Source organism: Candidatus Chloroploca sp. Khr17, assembly GCF_004138165.1.
In the GTDB taxonomy this organism is placed as follows: domain Bacteria; phylum Chloroflexota; class Chloroflexia; order Chloroflexales; family Chloroflexaceae; genus Chloroploca.
The window spans coordinates 46,014-68,104 of sequence record NZ_RYFF01000008.1; the positions used below are offsets into that span (position 1 = coordinate 46,014).

General features: G+C 59.7%; 20 protein-coding genes. 9 read left to right on the forward strand and 11 right to left on the reverse strand.

Annotated features, from left to right (window positions below; all coding sequences use genetic code 11):
* The first annotated feature begins 86 nt into the window (after positions 1 to 86).
* From EKD05_RS06960 to EKD05_RS06980, 5 genes are all read left to right on the forward strand, one after another.
* A complete protein-coding gene (locus EKD05_RS06960) occupies positions 87 to 788 on the forward strand; it encodes a TVP38/TMEM64 family protein (RefSeq protein WP_129671723.1) in 702 nt (233 codons plus the stop codon).
* 134 nt (positions 789 to 922) lie between these two features.
* Positions 923 to 2,206: an ABC transporter substrate-binding protein gene (locus EKD05_RS06965; RefSeq protein WP_129671724.1), complete on the forward strand. Its 1,284-nt coding sequence runs from the start codon at positions 923 to 925 to the stop codon at positions 2,204 to 2,206.
* Between the two features lies 1 nt (position 2,207).
* On the forward strand, positions 2,208 to 3,086 hold the full coding sequence (locus EKD05_RS06970) for an ABC transporter permease (RefSeq protein WP_129671725.1): 879 nt from the start codon (positions 2,208 to 2,210) through the stop codon (positions 3,084 to 3,086).
* A complete protein-coding gene (locus EKD05_RS06975) occupies positions 3,070 to 3,906 on the forward strand; it encodes an ABC transporter permease (protein WP_129671726.1) in 837 nt (278 codons plus the stop codon). Before EKD05_RS06970 ends, EKD05_RS06975 begins: the two co-directional genes overlap by 17 nt.
* A 2-nt stretch (positions 3,907 to 3,908) precedes the next feature.
* Positions 3,909 to 4,970, forward strand: coding sequence for an ABC transporter ATP-binding protein (locus tag EKD05_RS06980; protein ID WP_129671727.1), 1,062 nt, complete (start codon positions 3,909 to 3,911; stop codon positions 4,968 to 4,970).
* A 75-nt stretch (positions 4,971 to 5,045) separates the two neighbouring features.
* Here EKD05_RS06980 and EKD05_RS25670 read toward each other — a convergent pair whose 3' ends face one another.
* The 3 genes from EKD05_RS25670 to EKD05_RS06990 are packed head-to-tail and all read right to left on the reverse strand — an operon-like array spanning position 5,046 to position 6,711.
* Positions 5,046 to 5,186: a hypothetical protein gene (locus EKD05_RS25670; RefSeq protein ID WP_165360622.1), complete on the reverse strand. Its 141-nt coding sequence runs from the start codon at positions 5,184 to 5,186 to the stop codon at positions 5,046 to 5,048.
* A 59-nt stretch (positions 5,187 to 5,245) separates the two neighbouring features.
* Positions 5,246 to 6,433 carry a GNAT family N-acetyltransferase gene (locus EKD05_RS06985; protein WP_129671728.1) on the reverse strand — a complete coding sequence of 396 codons (1,188 nt, stop codon included), beginning with the start codon at positions 6,431 to 6,433 and terminating at the stop codon, positions 5,246 to 5,248.
* Entirely contained in the window at positions 6,433 to 6,711 is a 279-nt protein-coding gene (locus EKD05_RS06990; protein WP_129671729.1) for a hypothetical protein, read from the reverse strand. The genes EKD05_RS06985 and EKD05_RS06990 overlap by 1 nt, the downstream gene beginning before the upstream one ends.
* A 66-nt stretch (positions 6,712 to 6,777) precedes the next feature.
* Here EKD05_RS06990 and EKD05_RS06995 point away from each other — a divergent pair, with 66 nt between their 5' ends.
* Complete coding sequence (locus EKD05_RS06995; protein WP_129671730.1) at positions 6,778 to 7,932, forward strand: M20 family metallopeptidase; 1,155 nt, start codon at positions 6,778 to 6,780, stop codon at positions 7,930 to 7,932.
* 157 nt (positions 7,933 to 8,089) lie between these two features.
* Complete coding sequence (locus tag EKD05_RS07000; protein ID WP_129671731.1) at positions 8,090 to 9,031, forward strand: DUF4349 domain-containing protein; 942 nt, start codon at positions 8,090 to 8,092, stop codon at positions 9,029 to 9,031.
* A gap of 69 nt (positions 9,032 to 9,100) precedes the next feature.
* On the opposite strand, the gene EKD05_RS07005 is transcribed toward EKD05_RS07000, so the two are convergent.
* Entirely contained in the window at positions 9,101 to 9,385 is a 285-nt protein-coding gene (locus EKD05_RS07005; protein WP_129671732.1) for a DUF427 domain-containing protein, read from the reverse strand.
* 113 nt (positions 9,386 to 9,498) lie between these two features.
* Here EKD05_RS07005 and EKD05_RS07010 point away from each other — a divergent pair, with 113 nt between their 5' ends.
* Both EKD05_RS07010 and EKD05_RS07015 read left to right on the forward strand, forming a co-directional pair.
* The gene (locus EKD05_RS07010) at positions 9,499 to 10,062 is read left to right on the forward strand and encodes a TlpA disulfide reductase family protein (RefSeq protein WP_129671733.1); all 564 of its coding nucleotides are present in this window, start codon (positions 9,499 to 9,501) and stop codon (positions 10,060 to 10,062) included.
* Positions 10,059 to 10,901, forward strand: a complete 843-nt coding sequence (locus tag EKD05_RS07015; RefSeq protein ID WP_129671734.1) for a DUF2085 domain-containing protein — start codon at positions 10,059 to 10,061, stop codon at positions 10,899 to 10,901. Before EKD05_RS07010 ends, EKD05_RS07015 begins: the two co-directional genes overlap by 4 nt.
* Before the next feature lie 325 nt (positions 10,902 to 11,226).
* Here the strand turns inward: EKD05_RS07015 and EKD05_RS07020 are convergent, their stop codons facing one another.
* The 7 genes from EKD05_RS07020 to EKD05_RS07050 form a co-directional block, all read right to left on the reverse strand.
* Positions 11,227 to 12,456 (reverse strand): PLP-dependent aspartate aminotransferase family protein, encoded by a 1,230-nt coding sequence (locus tag EKD05_RS07020; RefSeq protein WP_129671735.1) that lies wholly within the window; start codon positions 12,454 to 12,456, stop codon positions 11,227 to 11,229.
* A gap of 91 nt (positions 12,457 to 12,547) precedes the next feature.
* A complete protein-coding gene (locus tag EKD05_RS07025; RefSeq protein WP_129671736.1) occupies positions 12,548 to 12,883 on the reverse strand; it encodes an RNA-binding protein in 336 nt (111 codons plus the stop codon).
* Between the two features lie 400 nt (positions 12,884 to 13,283).
* On the reverse strand, positions 13,284 to 14,219 hold the full coding sequence (gene fmt / locus EKD05_RS07030; RefSeq protein ID WP_129671737.1) for a methionyl-tRNA formyltransferase: 936 nt from the start codon (positions 14,217 to 14,219) through the stop codon (positions 13,284 to 13,286).
* Positions 14,219 to 16,375 carry a glycogen debranching protein GlgX gene (glgX, locus tag EKD05_RS07035; protein WP_129671738.1) on the reverse strand — a complete coding sequence of 719 codons (2,157 nt, stop codon included), beginning with the start codon at positions 16,373 to 16,375 and terminating at the stop codon, positions 14,219 to 14,221. The genes fmt and glgX overlap by 1 nt, the downstream gene beginning before the upstream one ends.
* A 3-nt stretch (positions 16,376 to 16,378) precedes the next feature.
* Positions 16,379 to 17,731 carry a ribosome biogenesis GTPase Der gene (der, locus tag EKD05_RS07040; protein ID WP_129671739.1) on the reverse strand — a complete coding sequence of 451 codons (1,353 nt, stop codon included), beginning with the start codon at positions 17,729 to 17,731 and terminating at the stop codon, positions 16,379 to 16,381.
* Positions 17,732 to 17,912: 181 nt separating this feature from the next.
* Positions 17,913 to 18,764: a thioredoxin gene (trxA, locus tag EKD05_RS07045; protein WP_240695670.1), complete on the reverse strand. Its 852-nt coding sequence runs from the start codon at positions 18,762 to 18,764 to the stop codon at positions 17,913 to 17,915.
* A 192-nt stretch (positions 18,765 to 18,956) separates the two neighbouring features.
* Positions 18,957 to 22,016: an FHA domain-containing serine/threonine-protein kinase gene (locus EKD05_RS07050; RefSeq protein WP_165360623.1), complete on the reverse strand. Its 3,060-nt coding sequence runs from the start codon at positions 22,014 to 22,016 to the stop codon at positions 18,957 to 18,959.
* Positions 22,017 to 22,091: the final 75 nt, after the last annotated feature.

A 22,091-nucleotide genomic window follows, 5' to 3' on the forward strand; every position in this document is an offset into this window, starting at 1 on the left:
TCAGCCAACGGCGAACCATGGGCGTTGCGAACGGACGCAGGCTGGAAGCCCGCGCTACCATCTATTGAAGAGTTGGGAGGATCAGCTTGATCGAGCGGGAACAGGAATTGGTCACACCACAACCAACGGGCCAACAACGCAACTTCCGCGATCTTCAGCGCTTTGGACTGGTGCTCGGGGGTTGGCTGCTGCTGGTGGCGGCGATCCAAGTGTATGCCCGTGCCCAGATGGTGCATCCGCTCGATCTTGTTGAAAACATGGTCACGGTCTGCCAAGTTCACCCGGCCAGTCCGTTGCTCTTCATTGGTGCGGCGATGTTGAGTCCGATCTTGCTGCTGCCAGCAGCGCTGCTAGGAGGCGTTGCGGGGGTCTGTTTCGGGCCGGGGTTGGGCATTCTCTATACCTTGATCGGGTGCAATCTGTCGGCCTTGCTGACCTACAGTATGGGGAGGATCACGGGGCATGGTGATAATCGCATTGCCCGCCTCTGTGCCCGTTATGGCGACCGCCTGCAACGCAAGCCCTTTCTTGGCGTTCTGGTCTTGCGCTTAAGTTTTTTGCCCTATGATCCGATTAATTATCTGATCGGTCTGTTGCATATTCCGCTACGTTCATTTCTACTCGCGAATACCCTGGGGAGCCTGCCAGGGGTGATCATCATTGTCCTGGCGGGGAGCACACTGAGCGAACTCGGCCAGATCAACCCGGGCATTGTGTTTGGTGTGGTGGCTGGCGTGCTGCTCAGCATCGCCGCTGTGGTACTTGTGCGCCGCCGGTGGCGTGTCTAAGTGGTGTGTGCCGGATGTAATGCTTAAAGTCCATTAGCCGGCTAAAGCCGACACTCCGGAGCAACCCGTCGCCGTTTCAGGCAGTCTCTTAGAGCTGGCGAAAACAGCCAGGATATGAAAGGATGTGAAAATACATGCATTTCCAGCGTTTTTCAGTGGTTAGTTTGATGATGATCTTTGCGGTAGTACTCGTCGCATGTGGCGGTCAGCCTGCGGCACCAGCGCAGCCAGAGGCACCTGCGGCAGAGGCGTTTGACCTTGATGATTGGGCGAGTGTCGAGGCTGCCGCACGCGGCCAGACGCTCAATTGGTATATGTGGGGCGGATCGGAGAGCATTAATCGTTTTGTGGACGAATTTTATGGTACGGCGCTCAAGGAGCGGTATGATATTACGCTGAATCGGGTACCTGTGGCTGATGCCGCTGATGTCGTCAATCAGATTCTCAGTGAAAAAGAGGCTGGCGTTGATCCCGGCGCGGTCGATGTGATCTGGATCAATGGCGAAAACTTCCTCTCGCTCAAACAGGCCGCGATGCTCTTGCCTGACTGGTCGCGGCGCCTGCCCAATGCGTCCCTGGTTGACTGGGATAATCCGGCGATCTACCTTGACTTCGGCGAACCCGTCGAAGGCTATGAGAGTCCCTGGTCGTCGGCGCAGTTTCAGTTGATCTATGATTCGGCACGGATGAGCGCCGATGAATTGCCCCGTTCGTATGCGGAATTGATGACCTGGGTAGAGGCGAACCCCGGACGCTTCACCTATATCGCGCCTGGGCCGGGGGCGTTCCAGGGGACACGCTTTGTCAAAGGGGCGCTCTTTGAACTGAGTGGCGATCCCGGGCTCTGGCTTGGTTATGATGAGGCGGTCTGGAACGAGTGGTCGCCGCAGCTCTGGGCCTATTTCAACGCGATGAAGCCTCATCTCTGGCGTCAGGGCGAGACCTATCCCCGCGACGAGAATGAGCTGCACAGCCTCTTTGCGAACCGCGAGATCGATTTCAGCATCACGCAGGCGATTGCCGGGGCCGGGCCGCTGATTGCCCAGGGGTTGATCCCCGAGACGTCACGGGCCTTTGTGTTTGATGACTATATGATCGGCGATTTCAACTATCTGACGATCCCCAGCAATGCGCCGCATAAAGCCGCCGCGCTGGTGCTTGCCAATCTGATCCTCGAGCCGGAATTTCAAGCGGCCCAGATTTTGCCGGAAAATGGCTTTGGGTTGGGCTACGCGATCGATGTGACCCGCGTGACCGACCCGGCCCAACTCGCCGCCCTGGAAGAGGCTCAAGCCCAACTCGGCGAGGCGGCAACCCCCGCTGAGGATCTTGCCGGTTCGCTGGTGGCCGACTCGTCGGGCGAGTATCAGTCCCTCGTTGAGGAAGGTTGGCGTCAGTTTGTGTTGATTGGGCCGTAACATGCGCGTGGATCGCCCAACGCTACACCGCTGGCTCATGCTCACCCCGGCCCTCCTGGTGACAGGTGTGCTCTTTGGGGTGAGCATGTTCTACGGCATCAGCCAGAGTCTCGGGTACCTGCCGTTTATCGGGGCAACCAGGGTGAGCCTCGATGCGTATGCGAGCGTGCTTAGCGGCGCGACACCGGCGGGACGCGAGTTCTGGGCGGCGCTCGGCTTCTCACTCTGGGTCACCGGGATCTCGACGCTGCTTTCGTCGGTGGCGGCGCTGCTGCTCGCGGTGGCACTGAGCAACCGTCGCCGCCCGGCGAGCCAGGCTACGTTGCTTGCGCTGAATGCCAATCTTGCGCTGCCCCACATGGTCTGGGCCATTGCCCTCTTGCTGTTGCTGGCCCAGAGTGGGCTGATGGCCCGGGTTGCCGCAGCCCTCGGCTTGATCGCGACGCCAGCCGAGTTTCCCGTGCTGGTGCGCGATCAGGCGGGAATCGGGATCATCCTGCACTATGTGAGCAAGGAGATCCCTTTTCTTGTGTTGATCGTACTCGCCGTGTTGCGCACACAAGGGCACGCCTATGCCGAGGTTGCCACGACGCTCGGTGCTGGCCCCTGGATGCGCGTGTGGCGCGTGACGCTACCGCTGGTCTGGCCTGGTCTGTCGGCGGGAGCCTTGCTCGTCTTTGCCTTTATCTTTGGGGCCTACGAAGTACCGGCGCTGCTTGGGGTCTCGTATCCACGGGTACTGGCAGTGCTGGCGCTCGACTATTTTCTCAATGCAGATCTCAACCGGCGCGCCGAGGGCATGGCGATCAGTCTCATTATGACGGTTGTTGTCCTTGGGCTTGGCCTTCTGGTGCGGAGGATTGATGCCTCGGAACGCTGAAGACAAGCTGGCGGACGGGGGCGGCTTTGCCCGATGGCCTGCCTATTTCGGGTATGCCCTGCTCTATCTGCTCTTGCTCGGGCCAGTCGTTGGCCTGGTGCTCTATGCCGGATCAACACGCTGGTTTTTCCCCGATCTTCTGCCAGCCACCTGGACCTTCGAGACCTTCTGGCGACAGTTGAGCAACGCACGCACGCAGCAAGCGATCGGGGCAAGCCTGCTGATCGGCGGTGTCGTCACGCTGCTCGCCCTGGCGATTGCGCTCCCTGCCGCCCGTACCCTCGGCCTTGAGCGTTTTCCCGGGCGGTCGCTAGTGCTCTTGCTGCTCTTTTTGCCCACCATCGTGCCCCCACTTGCGACCGGGATGGGGCTGAATATCATCTTTTTGCGCCTCGGGCTAGCCGGTAGCCTGGCGGGCGTTGTGCTGGTTCATCTGATTCCGGTGCTGCCCTACACCATCTTTGCGCTGATTGGCGTCTTCGTGCGCTACGATGAGGGCTACGAGCAACAGGCGCGGACGCTTGGCGCTGGCCCGTGGCGCATCCTGTGGCAAGTGACGTTGCCGCTGGCCGGCCCCGGCATTGCCGTGGCGGCGCTCTTTGCCTTTCTCGTCAGTTGGAGCCAGTATGTCTTGACGTTGTTGATCGGCGGTGGGCAGGTGATCACCCTGCCGATGCTGCTTTTTGCCGCCGTCGCCGGTGGCAATCCGGCCACCATTGCAGCACTTGCCCTGATCTTCGCCGGGCCGCCGTTGCTTGCCATCGCGTTGGCAGCGCGGGCCTTAACCGAACGCACCAGCACGGTAGGACAACAGTATTAACCATGACACGTATTGCACTCGAACACCTGCACAAAACCTATCCACGGCAGGACGCACCAGCACTTGAGCGCCTTTCGCTTGAAGTCGAAGCCCACACCCTCCTGGCCCTGCTTGGGCCATCAGGAAGCGGCAAATCAACGATTCTCAAACTAATCGCCGGCATCGAAGATCCCGATCAGGGCGACATCTGCTTTGACGGGTGCAGCATCCTGCGCATCCCGGCCCATCGGCGCGGGGCCGTCTTGATGTTCCAGAAAGCGTACCTCTTCCCTTTTCTCTCGGTCGCCGACAATATCGCCTTTGGCCTACGCGCAAAAGGGGTACGCAAGGCAACCATTCAGACCGAAGTGCAGCGCATGCTCGACTTGGTCGGGCTGTCTGAGATGGCGCACCGTCGCCCGGCGCAACTCTCGGGGGGCGAGCAGCAGCGCATTGCGCTCGCCCGCGCATTGGTGGTGCAGCCGCAGGTACTGATGCTCGACGAGCCGTTCAGCAGCCTCGATCCGGCGGTGCGCCAGAATCTACAAGAAGCGGTGCGGCGCATCCAGCGCGAACTAGGCATCACGACAATCCTGGTGACCCACGACCGCAGCGAAGCGCTGGCGATGGCCGATCAGGTGGCCCTGATCGAACGAGGCAGACTGGTCGCCCACGCGCCGCCGCAGCGGCTCTACGAACGCCCACCGCAGCGCCAGGCAGCGCGCCAAATGGGCATTGACACCTTTCTCACCGGTCGCGTCACAGGCACCACCCTACAGAGTCAGTTTGGGCCGCTGACGGTCAAAGAAGTGCCGTGTCACGAAGGCGAGGCGCTCTACGCCATTCGGCCCGAACACCTGCGCCTCGAGCATGAACCCTGCGCGCACAGCCTCCCCGTCACCGTGCAGAGCCAGATCTATCGCGGCGACCATGTAGAAGTGCAGGTCAGCCTGGGCGAAACCGTGCTACGCGTCCGTACCAACGCAGCCTGCTGGAGCAACGGCAAGCGTGTCTTCCTCCACCTCCCACCCGAGCATCTTTTTCTGATGGAGGAAGAGCGGCCTGAGGCGTCGCGGTTGGCGTAAGCGTTGTTGAACCCATCCCCTCCCCGCCTCACACACCTCCAGGAGACGTTACGCGCCAGCCTCCTGCTGGACAAGTCAGTCGGTCAGTTGGTGTTGCCACGTGGCAACTTCCGCCTCAAACCGACACGTCTCCTCAACATTGAGCGGGAGATAGAAGCTGACAAAGGCCGCGAGCATCCGCCGTTGGGCCACCGTCACCGCGAAGCCCGCCAACATGCGCAGAATTGCGGTCGGCGACGTAGCCGTCGAGCGACATGGACATGATTGCGATAACCTTAATCCTTGCCAAAGCGCCGCCCAATCAGATAACACCGCTCGCCTTCCCTGGCAACGTCGGTGAGCAGGTAGCGCCCTTCGGTAAAGCCGAGTTGCTCTGTCAAGATAGTGTCGGTAACGGTGCGCCAGTGCAAGGCGAGGCCAAGATCAGTGTGTTGCATTTTCGTCCAGTCGGCAGGGATTTCGATGGCAATGGCTGCGGCGTTGCCAGGGGTGGCGATGGGGGTGAACCCGTCGTTGAGGATGGCGAGGTCGGGGAAGTCGGTCAGCGCGGCAACCGTTGACCGTCCCGGGCGTTCAACGAGACCGCCTTGCCCATGGGCCGAGCGGGGCAACCAGACGAGGCCGAGCCGTGAGGCGGGCACGCGATTCAAGCTGTTCCGAAAGGGGTAGTAGTCTGGATAATAGGCCCCGGCTACCGCTCGCAGCCGCCCGAAGTTGAGCCTGGCATTGCCGAATTGCAGGGGATCGACGGTCCAGTGGATCAGGTCAAGCCCCTGGGCGAGCACCTGCCGGGCCTGGTGCCGCTTGAGCATGGCGGCAAGGCCCATCCGCCGTACCTCGGGCGCAATGCCCATCACTTGCGATTCGACGGCGAGATCGTGACGGTAGGGAAGATCGGCCTCGTTCAGGGCAGCAAGGCCAAAGCGGTAAAAGCCCAGCAGAAAGCCTACCACCTGATCCTGATAACGTGCCACCAGTGAGGTGGCGGGTTGAAACGATGAACTGTGCAGATCATCCGGGTAACGCGCTGCCGCTGAGCCGCCCCAGATCGCTTCGTGCAACTGACGGATCGCGGCAAGTTCGTGGGGTTCGGGGGCACCGAGGTCAAAGGGGCCAGCACGATGGTGCGAAGGAACGCCACGCGGGGGGAGGGTGGGATCATGCCAGATGAGCCGATCAGGGGCAAGCAGCGCCTCGATCGCGCCCCGAACAAGTGCGCCCGGATCGGACATCCGTGCCGTATAGAGACGCTGCCCCTCGTGTAGGCCGCGTGGAAAGAGCAGGGCATATGCGCCACTTGCCTGGTTTATGAGCAAGCGGCCACCCATCCTGGCAAACGTCGTTTTGACAAAGTAGTCGGGGAGCACCTGACCAGCCGCCGGATCGGCCTCGGCATAGAGTGTATCGATCAGGGTTGACCAGTTGGTGGCGTCAGGCTCAATCAGGTGCCAGGTGGCGCGCATTATGCTTCACTGCTCCGCCGAGGACGCCCGAGAAGCTTGCCTGAACCACCAACGCTGAGGATCGAACCAGCACTGCCGATGCTCAAGATCGACCCGGCACTGCCGATGCTGAGGATCGAACCAGCACTGCCGATGCTCAAGATCGAGCCCGTGCTGAAAGCACTCAAGATCGACCACGCGCTAAAGGCACTGAGAATCGACCACGCGCTAAAGGCACTGAGGATTGACCACGTACTGAAAGCACTGCGGATCCCGTCACGGAGTGAAGAACGCTGCATTGATCTACCTCGCTGATGTCATGTGCTATACTCACCCTATTCTATCGTGAATAGGACGGAGTTGTGATGTCGATCCTGCCCTCTGGCGTACTTGATACGGCGCTCAAGCGTCGTGATGAACTCTTGACTGTGGCCGAGACGCTCGTTACCTATGATACCCCAAGTGGCGACAAAGTGCGCTGTGATGCGCTGGCCGATGAACTCGCCGCCAGGTATGCCCCTCTGGGAACCGTTGAGCGTATGAACAACCCCCAGGGCGGCGACCACCTGCGCATCCGCGTCGCCGCTCCTGGCGCAACCAGCGAGGTGAAACCGGCCTTGATCCTCTGCCACTACGATACCGTCTGGTCAGCCGGAACCGTTGCCCACCGCCCGATGTATGTTGAAGATGACCGCGCCTTTGGGCCGGGTCTCTATGATATGAAGATCAGCCTCGCGATGGCTGAGCTTGGTCTGCAGAGCATCAAGGAGCATGCGTGGCACCTGGCACGTCCGGTTATCCTGCTGCTGACCTCCGATGAAGAGATTGGCAGCCCAACGTCGCGGGCCTTGATTGAAACGACAGCCCGTGAGTGCAATCACGTCCTGGTGCTCGAGCCTCCAGTTGAACCGCACGGCGAACTCAAGACCGCCCGCAAAGGCATCGGGATGTTCAATGTGACAATCACCGGAAAGGCGGCGCATGCGGGCGTTGAGCCAGAAAAGGGGGCGAGTGCGATCAGCGAGCTTGCCTACGAGATTCTCGCGATCCACGCGCTCGCCGATCACGCTGCGGGAACGACGACCAATGTCGGCATTGTAAAGGGCGGGACACGGCGCAATGTGGTGCCCGCCGAGGCTCGTATGGAAGTGGACGCCCGCGTCTGGACAAGTGCCGAGGCACGTCGTCTGGAAGAGGCCTTCCAGAATTTGCGGCCTGTGACCCCTGGGGTGCAAGTCGAAGCCACAGGGAGTTTCAGCCGACCGCCGATGGAACGCACCCCTGCCTCACGCCACCTCTTTGCCGAAGCACGCCGTCTTGGGGCCGCCTTGGGCTTGAACCTCGGCGAAGGGGCAACGGGCGGCGGTAGCGATGGCAACTTCACCGCCGCCCTGGGCATTGCGACGCTCGATGGCCTGGGTTCCCCCGGCGAAGGTGCCCACGCCGAGCACGAACAGATCAGTATCTCGGGGGCACTTGAGCGTATGGCATTGTTGATCATGCTGTTGACTCACATTTAGAAAAGAGTATGGTTCATTTCGTTGTGGCGGCTACGCCGCCACAACGAAATGAACCATACCATACCAGGCATGGAACTAGATCCCTTCTCCCCACGTCTGATCTACAAAGAGGCTTCACGCCTCCCGGCAGATTTCAGTTCAACAGGGGAGTATCACTATGCGACCGCCCATTTTCATCACCATGTTGATCATCATGTTTGCCCTCGCTGGCTGTGGTGGGCAGACTGTTTCGTCTGAGTTTGAGACCATCAATGAATCGCTTATCGTAGGTAGTGCCGATAGCGGTGCCCCGATGGGCCTTCCGCCTATGGCCTCTGAACGTAGCGCGGCTGATGAAGTCACGAGCCAGGAAGCCGGTGCGCCGCTGCCCTCTGGCGAACGTCTCGTGATCAAAAACGGGTCGCTATCACTCCAGGTAGAGCAGGTCTCGGCGACCGAGGCGCAGATTCGCACCCTTGCCGAACAGCAGGGCGGCTATATCGTGAGTATTTCAACGAGCGGGAGCGAGGAGAATCTCTCGTCTTCGATTACGCTGCGCGTGCCTGAGAATCGCTTTGATGAGACCCTAACGGCCATCGAGGGTTTGGCCCTAAAAATCTTTTCGCGTAGCGTCAGTGGCGATGATGTCACCGAAGAGTTTGTTGACCTCGAGTCGCGTCTGCGCACGCTTGAAGCGACCCAAGAGCGTCTGCTCGAGTTGCTCACCCGCGCCGAAGATGTCGAGGCAGCCCTGCAAGTCAACTACGCCCTGCGCGATATTCAGAGCGAGATCGAACAGATTATGGGCCGCATGAAGTATCTGCAGCAGAGTGCGGCGATGTCAACGCTCTTTGTTGATCTGCGTCCTGTTCCACCGCCCCCGACGATCGTCGAAGCGGGCCAGTGGCAACCCTTGCGCGTCGCCCAGACGGCCCTCCGCGATCTGGTCAGCTTTGGCCAGGGCCTGCTCAACTTTGGCATTGTGCTACTCGTCTGGAGCCCGCTCTGGTTGCCGCTGCTGCTGATCGTGCGCTGGGGATGGGGACGGCTTCGTTCACGCCCGCGCAAAGCCTCGCCCGCCAAAGCGACCACCGGAACACCGACGGGCCAACCCGAATGATGGTTGCAAAGCATACGGCCAGCGTTGGCTGGCCGTATGCTTTGTTGCGATGGCAAGGACGGTAGAGGCTTACGCTTCGACACGCACCCCACGCCAGAAGGCGACGTAACCAGCGATCTCTTTGGCGGCGTCTTTGGGCTGCGGGTAATACCATGCCGCATCCTTGTTGGTCGCCCCCTCAACCACGACATTATAATAACTCGCAGTACCCTTCCAGCCACACACCGTATGATGTGAACTCTCGCTCAGATACTCTTGCTTCACCGCCTCGGGCGGAAAGTAGTGATTGCCTTCAACCATACGGGTTGCCTCACTCTCTGCAATGACAACCCCATTCCAGATTGCACGTGCCATAGATCTTTTTTCCTTCAATCCACTCGGGGTGTCGCCCCGTATTATCTTCACCTTGCTGGCAAAAAAGCCAACAAAAGTAGTATAACATCGTTTGCATGGCGTATAATGAAAACATGAAACACTACGTGCTTTTGCTCATCTTTACGCTTCTTCTGGTGGGGTGCGGGCGAGCCGAGACCGCTGCGGTGCCTCCTGATCTGCTTGAGGGGAGTACGGCGATTATTGCCGTCGAGAGCCGCTTGCTTGATCGGGGCAGTGGCAAACTCGTTGAGGGCGATCGTGCGCCTGATTTTAGTTTTACGCTGCCTGATGGAACAACGCAACGCCTTAGCGATCTGCAGGGGCGTCCCGTCGTGCTCAATTTCTGGGCCTCGTGGTGCCTGCCGTGCATTGAGGAGATGCCAGCCATTGAGCAGGTCTACCAGGCCGCCGAGGGCGATCTGGTCGTGCTCGCGGTCAACCGCAACGAGTTGCCCGCCGCGATTGCGCGCTTTGCCAACACCGTCGAGGTGAGCTTCCCGCTGATTGCCGATGTCACCGGGACGATTGGTGAGCGCTACAGCATTACGAGCCTGCCCGTGACCTATTTTATCAATCGTGATGGGACGATTCGCGCCCGTCATATTGGTGCGCTCTCTGAAACAATGCTTGCCGAGCGCATCCAGGCCTTGCAATGAAAAAAACGTATCCTGACCACCTGAACGACCCCCTCGAGGCCGTCGCTCTGCCAGGTGAATTGCGCACCGAACGTCCGTGGGTCTGGCTGTTCGGGGCTTTTTTTGGGGCGCTGATGATCGCGCTCTTCTTCTGGCCCACGGCACCGCTTGAGTGGAAGATGTATGCCGTGGTACACGGGGTCTGTGCCCAGCAGCACAACATTTTTTTTGGCCATCTGCAGTTTCCGATCTGTGCGCGGAATGCCGGGATCTATAGCAGCTTTCTGCTCACCCTGGCCTATCTCTATGCGATCGGGCGCGGGCGTGCTGGTGGCGTGCCGCCGCTATTGCTCAGCCTGACGCTCGTTGCCTTTGTGCTGATTATGGCAGCCGACGGCTTCAACTCGTTCTGGCTCGATCTCGGGCGCAGCAACCTCTATACACCTGACAATCGTCTACGCACGATCACCGGCATGGGCATGGGCATCTCGATTGCGGTGATGATGCACCTGATTCTCAACAATTCGTTACGTAAAAATGTAGACAGCCATCAGCCGATTCTCACCAACTGGTTCGAGCTTGTGGGCATTATCGGGGTCAATTTTGTGGCGCTGGTTGGCATCTATAGCAACCTGAGCCTGATGTTCTGGCCGCTCGCCTTCATTGCCTTCTTTGGGTTAACGGGCGTGCTCTATCTGGTCAGTCTTTTGCTGACCAGCCTGGTACTTGGCTACGAAGGACGTGTTACGCACCTCACCCAACTCGCTCGTCCGGCGACGATCGCCCTGGTGCCAACCCTGCTGATCCTCGGCACGATGGCGTCCTTCCGCTTCTGGATCGAGTCACTCGGCCTGTTGTAGGAGGCTGCCTAAAACGGCGACGGGTTACTGCGGAGTGCCGGTTGATGGTTTTTTCAGTACATAATCTGGTAGTGCCGACTTCAGTCGGCTGAGCCGGACGCCGACTGAAGTCGGCACTACGTATATCCGCTTTAATGCTTAAAACGCAATGCTTTTCAAATAAGCTCACGCGAAGACGCGACGACGCCAAGGGTTACGCTCACCTACGCAAAAACCTTTGCACCTTTGCGCCTTTGCGTCAAAAGAGCCGCCTTCTTTGCAAGGTATTGTGCTTAAAACTCACTAGCCGGCTAAAGCCGACACTTCAACGATGCTGACACGCTTTTCAGACGGCCTTTAAGCAAGCGAGGGCTTGCTGAAGATCGGCGAGCAGATCATCAATCGACTCAATGCCCAGCGAGAGCCGCACCAGGCCAGCACCGATCCCACGCTCAGCGCGTTGTTCCGGGGTCAGTTCGCGATGGGAAGCAAGCGCCGGCACACTCACCAGGCTATAGAGATCACCAAGGGTTGTCGCGGGCAAAAAGAGCCGGAGCGCGTCGACAAAACGAGCAAGCGCCGTACTATCGGCCAATTCAAAACTCACGAGGCCACCGAAGCGTCCGCCAAAAGCCGCCGCCGCCAACGCGTGGCCGGGATGCTCGGCAAGCCCCGGGTAATAGACGTGCGCCACGGCTGGATGCGTGGTGAGATAGGCGGCCACCTGGGCCGCATTGGCACACTGGCGTTCCATCCGCAGGGCCAGCGTCTTCATCCCGCGCTGCAGTTGCTGGGCCTCGTACGGGCCAAGGCTCGCCCCCAGCAACCGTGACTGCTGCACCAGGGTTACGTGGAGCAAGCCGGTACGGGCAGCAACAATGCCGCCGGCAGCATCGCCGTGCCCCCCAAGATACTTGGTTGCGCTATGCACCACCAGATCAACCCCGAGGGTCAGTGGGCGTTGCAACACCGGGGTCGTCAGCGTCGCATCAATCACCAGACGGGCACCACACGCCCGGCACTGCTCCACCAATTTCGCCAGGTCAAGCACATGCAAAAGCGGATTCGAGAGCGATTCGGCCAAGACAACGGCAGGAGGATGCGCTTGCATAGCTACAGCGGTAGCCTGGGCATCGCAGAGATCCACATAGTGGACCTGGGTTCCACGCGCCGCAAACAACTCTTCGAGCAAGACGGTTGTCGAGCCATAGAGATCGCGGGCGGCCAGGATTGACGTCGGGCGAGGTGCCGTCTCACCCCGGGGGGTCGAGGCTGCCAGCAGCGCCGCATGCAGTGCCGCCATACCCGAGCCATAGGCCACCGCACCACGCCCCGCCTCGGCCTGCGCCAAGGCCTGCTCGAAGGCAGCCACTGTCGGATTGCCATAGCGCGTATAAAAGTACCCCTCACCGGAGACAAAGGCGGCATCGAGCTCGTCCAGCGTCGGATAGAGATAGGTCGTCGTGGTATAGATCGGCGTCACTGTTGGCGTCGCCACCGGGGTAGCGGCGCGCTCGCCGGCATGCACCAGGCTCGTCTCGAGGTGCCAGGAGGCTTGATCTTGCTGCTCACTCATCCAAATACTCCTCGCAATCCGCAATCTAAAATAGACAAAAGCCCGGAGGTGCATTGCACTTCCGGGCTACTTGCGCCTGACGAATGATCAGCTAGTAGCGATCGCGCCGACCACCACCACCACTACCGCCACCATACCCACCCCGGCTGCCGCCGCCGCCACCTGAGCTACGGCCACGCGCGGGCTTATCTTCAGCCTGATTGACGCGCAGATTGCGACCATCAACCTCGTGACCATCAGTGGCCCGGATCAACTCACCAATATCGGCGGCTTCCATCTCGACAAAACCAAAGCCACGCGACCGGCCAGTATCACGGTCTGTGATCACACGCGCACTCTGAACCTCACCGTGGGCACCAAAAATTTGGTTCAGCTCGGCGTCGCCAACACTCCACGGCAAATTACCAACAAACAACTTGACTTGCATTCCAACACTCCTCTGCGCAGGTACGCAGGATTCAGGGATGGCGACAGCAGCGCTGCCCCCGCTACGGTGAACCGATCGAACTCGAACAGCCGGTGGCCTGGAGAGTACCTGGCACGCTCGCTCCGGCGAACACAACAACATGCTTCGAGCGACGAAGGCTCACCGTGGAATCAGAGTGAAAATGCAGTGATGACACAGTGTATGATGTTGGCTTACGGAAGAATTGTAGCATACTTTGCCCGAACTGCAAGCGGTTTTAGCCCCAATACCTTGCAAATACGTCGGGTTATTTGACGCAAAGGCGCAGAGGCGCAGAGGTTTGATGGATCTGTATGCGCAGCTTTGCGCCTTTGCGTCTTTGCATGAACACGGGTCAACCTTAATTTGCAAGGTATTGGTTTTACCCACCCATGCGGCCGACCAGTTCACGCAACCCATTGAGCCATGCTGTCCCCGTCAGCGGACGGCGTCCGGCGGGATGAAGTTCAGTCACTTCAAGGGCTCCTGAGCCAGTCAGGATCAGGGGTGCCCCCGAGTCAGCACGGCCAAGCAAGGTACCAGGGGCCTGCTCAGCGCACACATCGGGATGGACCACCGCATTGCGTAAGCGCAGATCCTGGCCGCGCCAGGTTGTCACGGTACCAGGCCAGGGATCATAGGCACGGATCATCCGCTCGATCACCAGCGCCGGCTTGCTCCAGTCAACCTGTCCATCGGCTTTCGTCAGCATCGGGGTCACCGTTGCGAGCGCATGATCCTGCGGGCGCGGCACCAGGCTGCCGGCGGCATAGGGCGGGATGGCTTCAACCAGCAGGCCTGCGCCAAGCCGAAAGAGTTCATCGGTAAGCGCAGCCGCCCGAGCCGCAGAAGGAAGCGACACCACCGCCTGCACCAGCATTGGGCCACTATCCATCCCCGGGTCAAGCCGAATAATCGTCACCCCGGTGAACTCGTCACCAGCCAGGATTGCCCCAGTCACTGGTGTCGGCCCACGGTAAAGCGGCAGCAGCGAGGGATGGATGTTGAGAAAGCCGAGCGGCGGGATGGCAAGCACATTGCGGCGCAGGATCTCGCCATAGGCAGCCACCACGCCAAGATCAGGCGCACAGGCCGCGATGGTTGCCACCACCTCGGGATCACGCAGAGTTGCAGGTTGCAGCACCGGCAGACCAAGGGCAAGCGCCGCCGTCTTGACCGGAGGGGGCGTCAACTTGCCGCCACGACCTGCGGGACGGTCGGGCTGGGTGACAACCGCGACCACCTCGTACCCGGCGGCAACCAGGGCTTCGAGGGGATGCACGGCAAACGTCGGGCTGCCCATAAAGATCACACGCATCAGGCATCGTCCTTCAACGGAGCGGACAATTCAGGAAAGCGTGTCCGTTCAGCCAGCACCACCAGGGAACGAGGCTGAACGACATAGACTTCGCTGGTAGGTTGAACCGTGCCATCAGCATCGACCGGTGCCGTATCAACCAGCACTTCCCACGACGGATCATCAGGCCAATCGGGCAAAATGAATGGAATCGGATCATGTCCCGCATTGAAGAGGATCAAGAGCACATCGTCATGCACCGGCTGGCCCTGCTCATCCACCTCTTTCATCACGCGCCCGTTGAGCAACAGACCGATACAGCGCAACTCGCTATTATTCCAAAGCCCGGGGCCAATCTCTTGACCATCGGGGCTAAGCCATTCAACATCATACTCGGCACTACCGGGGTGCAACGGCCCCTGGAAGAAGTTCCGGCGGTGAAGCAACGGATGCTTACGGCGCAGCGCAATCAGACGGCGCGTAAAAGCCAGCAGAAGATCGGCTTCAGGATCGGGGGTCCAATCGAGCCACGAGATCGGATTATCCTGGCAATAGGCATTATTATTGCCCCCCTGGGTACGACCGCGCTCATCACCCGCGACAAGCATCGGGGTGCCCTGCGACAGGAACAGCGTCGCGAGGAAATTGCGCATCTGGCGCAAACGCATCTCACTGATGACGGGTTCTTCGGTTGGCCCCTCGACCCCACAATTCCAGGAATTGTTGTGGTTATCGCCATCACGGTTCTCTTCGCCATTGGCGCTATTATGTTTCTCGTTATAGCTGACGAGATCGCGGAGGGTGAAGCCATCGTGGGCAGTCACAAAATTGATGCTATGGTAAGGACGACGCCCATTATGGCGGTAGAGATCCATCGAACCCATAATGCGCGACGCAAACTCGGCCGCCTGAGCGCCATCACCCTTCCAAAACTTGCGCACATTATCGCGATACTTGCCATTCCACTCGGCCCAGGGTGAGGGGAAGCGCCCAACCCAGTACCCATCAGGGCCAACGTCCCACGGCTCGGCAATCAATTTGACCCGTGAAAGCACCGGATCGAGCTTGATCACATCAAAGAAGGGACTCGGTCGGTCGCCCTCGCCACGCACGAGGGTACGCGCCAAATCAAAGCGGAAGCCATCAACATGCATCTCCGTGACCCAATAGCGGAGACTATCAATCACAAGTTGCAAGACCCGGGGATTGGTTGTATTGAGACTATTGCCGGTACCGGTATAATCCATATAGTACCGAGGGCCGTCGGGTACCAAGCGATAGTACGAGGCATTATCAAGCCCACGGAAGGCAATCGTTGGGCCAAGCTGATTGCCCTCACCGGTATGGTTATAGACCACATCGAGGATCACCTCGATCCCGGCAGCGTGCAATTGCTTGACCATCTGCTTGAACTCGGCGACCTGTTCCCCACGGCCACTCTTGCGGGCATACCGAGGGTCAGGCGCAAAAAAACCGAGGCTCTGATAGCCCCAGTAATTGGTCAGTTCACGCTCAACGAGAAACTGATCATTAAGGAAATGATGAATCGGCAGCAACTCGACCGCCGTTACCCCAAGATCTTTGAGATACGCAATGGCCGGTTTGCTCGCCAGACCAGCGTAAGTACCGCGCAATTCTTTCGGCACATCAGGATGCTGCATCGTAAAGCCCTTGACGTGCAGTTCATAAATGACCGATTCGTGGAGCGGGATATTAGGATGGCGATCATCACCCCAATCAAAGCGTGGATCAACGACCACCGAACGGGGCACATAGGGCGCACTATCGCGTTTGCCGATCGTCAGATCGGTGTACGGGCTGCCCACCCGATACCCATAGAGCGAATTATCCCAGGCGATAACACCAGAAAGCGCATAAGCATACGGGTCGATCAAGAGTTTATGCGGATTAAAGCGATGGCCGTGGGCAGGCTGATAAGGGCCATAGACGCGATAGCCATAGAGTTGACCGGGGGCAAGACCGGGGAGGTACCCATGCCAAATATCCTCGGTGCGTTCGGGCAAAACGATGCGCGTCAACTCACGAGGGGACGCAGCATCGGCAAAGAGACAGAGTTCCACCCGAGAAGCATGGGCCGAAAAGAGGGCAAAATTAACCCCCTCGCCGTCCCAATGAGCCCCAAGTGGATAGGGTTTTCCAGGCCAGATCGAGGACATAAGCTATGAATCCTTATCCTTCTTCTCACGCGAGCGAAACACAATCACAATTGGCGTCCCGCCAAAACCATAGCGCTCACGGAGGCGATTTTCGAGATAGCGGCCATACGACCAGTGGACAAGATTGCCATCATTGGCAAAAAAGAGGAAGACCGGCGGTTCCACCTGGGGTTGCACCGCATAATAGAGCCGGAGATGGGCACCCTTCTGCACCGCCATCGGAGGCATATCAAGCACAGCCTGGCGCAGAAAGGCATTGAGTTCACCGGTGGGCACGCGTTTGATCCGTTGATCCTGGATCTCACGGGCAAGTTGAACAATGCGTCCGGTGCGTTGCCCATCGAGTGCCGAGATGAAGAGCAACGGCGCATACGAAATAAACTTGAACGCCTCGCGCACGCGATCCTCAAACTCATAAAACGTCTGATTATCCTTCTCAAGCGCGTCCCACTTATTGACCAGAATAGCGACGCCCTTTTTCGCATCAAGGATCATCCCGGCGATATGGGTATCCTGGGCGGTCACGCCTTCCACCGCATCAATCAGGAGCAGGGCGACATCGCAGCGCTCGATCGCCCGGAGGGCGCGCAAGACCGCGTACTTCTCGATCCCCCGTTCGATCCGGCCCGAACGCCGGATCCCTGCGGTATCAATGAGCGTCACCGGCTCGCCATCAACCATAATCGTCGTATCAATGGCATCACGAGTTGTGCCGGGAACCTGCGAGACAACACTGCGCTCGGTGCCAACCAGGCGATTGATCAGGCTCGACTTGCCCACATTCGGGCGCCCAACAATCGCAATGCGCAGATGGCGCTCGGCCTCTTCTTCGATGGGGCGCTCGGGCAACAGCTCAACGAGGCGATCAAGCACATCGCCCGTTCCGAGGCTATGAAAGGCGCTCATCGGAATCGGATCACCGAGGTTGAGTTCATAAAACTCAACCGCGTCGAGCGAGCGTTCAACGCTATCGCACTTATTGACCGCAAGCACAACACGCCCAGCCATCGGACGCAAAATCTCGGCAACCTCACGATCAGCCGTCGTCAACCCATCGCGGCCGTCCACCATAAAAATCATCGCATCGGCCTGATCAATCGCCAGCGTGGCCTGTTCACGCGTCCGGCGGGCCAACTCTTCACTGGGAAGCTCAGGATCATCGCGGCCAAAGAGCAAACCTGCGGTATCAACAACGGTAAAATCGCATCCATTCCAGAAACTCTCGCCATAGAGGCGATCCCGGGTTGTGCCGGGTTCATCTTCAATAATTGCACGTCGCTCACCAATCAACCGGTTAAAAAAGGTTGATTTACCGACATTTGGCCGCCCGATGATCGCGACGATTGGTTTTGCCATAAGAACCTCCATGCGCCCGTCTGGCGCAGACTCTCGTGGCATTATACCAAAAGCATCTCATCTGTGCGGCGCGGGGGGGGGTGGGGCCTGCGGCCCCAAAGAAAAAAAGTTCTTCTGGGGAACGATGCCAGCTTTGCTGGCATCGTTCCCCAGAAGAACCTAGGGTTTGAGGACGACAGCCCTAAAACAAAGCATTCGCCAGTTTACGCCGATAGGCAGGCACCAGCGGATGCTCATCACCGAGCAACGCAAAGAGACCAAGCAACGCTTTGCGCGCACCATCATCGTAGAACGTACGGTCACGCATCACAATCGCCAGCAGATCATCCATGGCACTGCTGTAGTCACCACGCCGTACCGCCTGGGACGCCTGATGGTAACGCAAGACCAATTCCGAAGGCGGGGTATCGGCAGGCATGTCAGCGAAAAAATCCTTCAAGGGGAGAGCCGCCTGCGCTCGTGCAAAAAACGGCGAGCCCGCTGGCACCTGGCGTAAGGTTTCGAGGCCCTCGGATTCACCCTGGAACATCAACAACCGCCCGAGCGCAAACAAGGCCTCGGCATCATCGGGGTCATCGCCAAGAATGAGGCGATAGCGCGCAATCGCCCCCTGGGGATCAGTCGTTTCGAGATCGCGGGCCGCCTCAAGCAGCGAACCACCTGGAGCGCTCGGTTCACCAACAAAGCCCTTGAGCCAGGTGCGCACCTGTGACTCGGGCAACGCGCCAACAAACTGCTCGACGACCTGACCATTACTGACCGCCATCACCGCCGGAATGCTCTGCACACGAAACGCCTGCGCAAGCCGCTGGTTCTCATCAACATTGACTTTGGCGAGAATCCAGGCCCCCTTTGCTTCCGCAGCGAGCCGTTCGAGGGTCGGGCCAAGCGTGCGACACGGGCCACACCAGGGTGCCCAGAAGTCAATCACGATGGGGACTTCGCGTGAGCGCTCGATCACTTCCTGTTGAAAATTGCGCTCATTCACCTCAACAGTGCCCGCCTTGCCTGCTTCGCCGGGCTGCTTCGTCATACCGCTCAACATAAAACTTCCTCCGCAAATCTTGCTTATCTTCCTTTTATGCTCGAGCTATCGCTCTGATATCTCGCCCACATCCTGACCAACAGGCCAAACTCGTTGGCCTGTTGGTCAGGATGGCCGATACCCCCCCCTAGTATAGCAGATTTTTCGCTCGACGGGACACGTCTGCGGTGACGTGGTGCATTACCGCAAGACATCGATCCGTGGACGGACCCAGTAGATGCCTTGCGCCGTTGCGGGATCACTGGGGATGATGCGCATCGTCAACCGCCCCGGTTGGCCTGCAAACGCCGAAAGATCGGCAAAGATGGGCAAAAGTTCACCATCTGGTTCTTTGCTGACTTCAAAGATAAGTTCGTCGTTGAAGCGAATCGTCACCGTGATCGGTGAGCTCGTCACTTCTTCCGCAAAGCCAAGGCTACCCACCAGAATCTGGCCGCGGATGAGCGCAGGGATCGCGTATTCGCCCTGGATAAAGGCGTTCTCACCAGGCTGCGGGCGCACCAGGCTCTCGCTCAGCGGGGGCACGGTGTAGAGCAAGCCGCGATACTCAACCTCGTCTTCCAGGGTCGCATCGAGCAGATCAGCCCACCCCCCTTGACCCGCGTTGAACAAGGGGCGCCCAAAACGAACCGTGCCTTGCTCCGTGCTCCAGGCGGCATCGCGGGCCAGGCCTGCCAGATCAATCGTGCCAAACGAAGGCGGGACTTCGGTCGTCGGCGTCGGCAACGGCACGGGGGTGGCGGTTGAGAGCGGCACCGGCGTTGGTTCAGGCAGCGCTGTCGGCACCGCCGTTGGCTCCGGCAGTGCTGTCGGCACCACCGTTGGCTCCGGCACCGGGGTCGCGGTCGGCTCGGGCAGCGGGGTTGCCGTCGGTGGCGCAACTGTGACATAGATGATCGCGACCGTCTCTTGCGCCCCAGCAAACGCCCGCAGGGTAAAATCGGTGCTCTGTTCGGGACGGAATTCGCGCTGGCCTTGCGGTGGGACATCACCAAAACGATCAATCACAATGCGCTCGGCCCCAATGACGCTCCACGTCACAACGACCACTCCCCCTGGCGCAATCAGATCGGGGGTTACGGTAAATTGTTGAATCGTCGGCGCACCAGGTTCAGGTGTGGGGAGCACGGTCGGCGGAAGAGCGGGGAGGGTCGCCGTGGCCGGTGGCAAGGTAGCCTCGTCGTCGCCTCGACTGGCAAAGAGCAACCCGGTGGCGAGCAGGCCAACGAGCACAATGGCCGCAAGCAAGGCGAGCGGCAACCAACCCGGCAGGCTCGCAAGGTGGACAAATTCAGCCTCGCTTACGAGCGGTGGGTCTTCTTCGCGTTCAGCACGGATCGTGAAACGCCGCGCCTGCGGGGCCCCAAAGAGCCGCCCGGCAGCTTCAACCGTCAGATTGACGCGTGCGGTCTCACCCGGATCAAGCCGAATTTCGTCGCGTTCAAGCACAAAACCGAGGGTTTCGTCTTCATCGGCAAAATTGAGCAGATAGAGAGCGGAGGCATTGCCAGTATTGCGCACCAGAATCTGATACCGGGCCGCTTTACGGCTCTCGTCACGAGGTGGCGTAATGCGCAGATCGCCCCCCGTATAAGGCAAGACGGTCCACCACATCCGGGTGGTACTCGATTCACCCGTGCCACTGAGCGCACGAGCACGCAAGATAACGGTATAGTCCCCCGCTGGCGCCTCAGAGGAGCGTGGCACACTGATCAGCAAAGAGGTCGTTGCCTGCGATCCAGGATCAAGCCGGAGAACCACCGCCTCACCGTCGCGCAGCCAGGCTCCGGGAACACCCTCAACGGTCAGCCGCACCTCTTCGCTGACCCGTCCGGTATTGGTCAAACGCACCGGCAGCACAACCGAGCTCCCCGGGGTCAGGGTAATCCGCTCTTGCTCAACGCGCACCTCAATGCGCCCCCCACCTGTTGCCATCGTTGGGGCCGTACCTGAAGCAACTGGCGCGGGCGACACAACTGGCACCGAACTCAACAGCGTCGGTTCGGGTTGCGACGCAATCCGCAGCGTAAATGGCCCCACGCGCAACGGGGCCTTGCCATCCCAGGGAACCGGGGTCTGCGGCGGCAGGCGCGCATCGTTGAGGCTGGTTCCATTGCTTGAGCCAAGATCCGTAAGGGTATACCCGATCGCCGTACGCTCGATGCGAAGATGATCGCGTGAGACCTGCGGATGATCGAGAAAGAGGCGGTGCTCGGGCGCGCGACCGGCAACCATTGCGCCAATTGGCACCTCGATTTCGCGCAGCACGCCACCCTGCGAGCCAATAATCTGCAAACGCGGGAGGGGGGCATCTTCAAGGGGGGCGGTAATCCGTACGGTTGGCGCATCAGCCCGGCCAGGCAGCGCATAGCGCCCCGGCTCGGTCTGAGCCTCGGAGGATCGAGGCGCTGCCGCCGGTGCCGAGCCAACGGCACGGAGCGTCGCCGCAAGGGCAATCGCGTCGGGGAAACGATCCTCGGGGCGCTTGGCAAGACACCGGAGCACAATGGCCTCGACTTCAGCGGGAAGTTGCGGACGCACCATTCGTGGTGGCACAGGTTGCGTACGCAGATGTTTGGGAATGGCCGCCTCGACGGTATCAACCCGGAAAGGCGGCACGCCCACCAGGATTTCGTAGAGGATCACCCCAAACGTATAGATATCCGAGCGCCCATCAAGCACCTGACCGCGACACTGTTCAGGCGAAAGATAGGCTGGCACAACAAACGCCTCTTCGGGCAACACCGCCGCCAGGCCAGCCTCAGCCACTTTGAGCAACGTGGGCGGCCCGGACTCCCCTACCTCAACCAGCAGACTCTCGGGCCTAAGCGCACCGTGCAGCAGGCCATTGGCATGAAGATGGGCAAGGCCATCAGCGACCTGAGCCATCAGATGCAACCAGACCTCAAGCGACAACTGATCGCGCACGGGAGAGCCAAGCAAGTCCCGCAGACTCCCGCCGTTCAGCATCTCACCAGCGAGGTAGACGCGGTCAAGCGCTTCATCAATATCATAGATCGCGGCCAGATTGGCATGGCCTAGCGCCGCCACTTCACGGAGCACGGCCAAGAGGCGAGGCTGCAAGCCGGGGCGGGCGAGTGACGCCGGGTCAAAGATCTTGAGCCGGGTGGATCGCCCGAGGCGAAGATGGCTGGCACGATAGACCGGACCCGTTGCCCCAGCAAAAAGCAGTTCTTCTACCTGATAATCACCAAAAATCTGCCCAACCAGATCTGTCATGCTTCTTCCTTCTTCAGCACATTGCGCTCCAACCAGAGGTAACAAGGTCATATCGGCCAGGCGCGACAACCGACG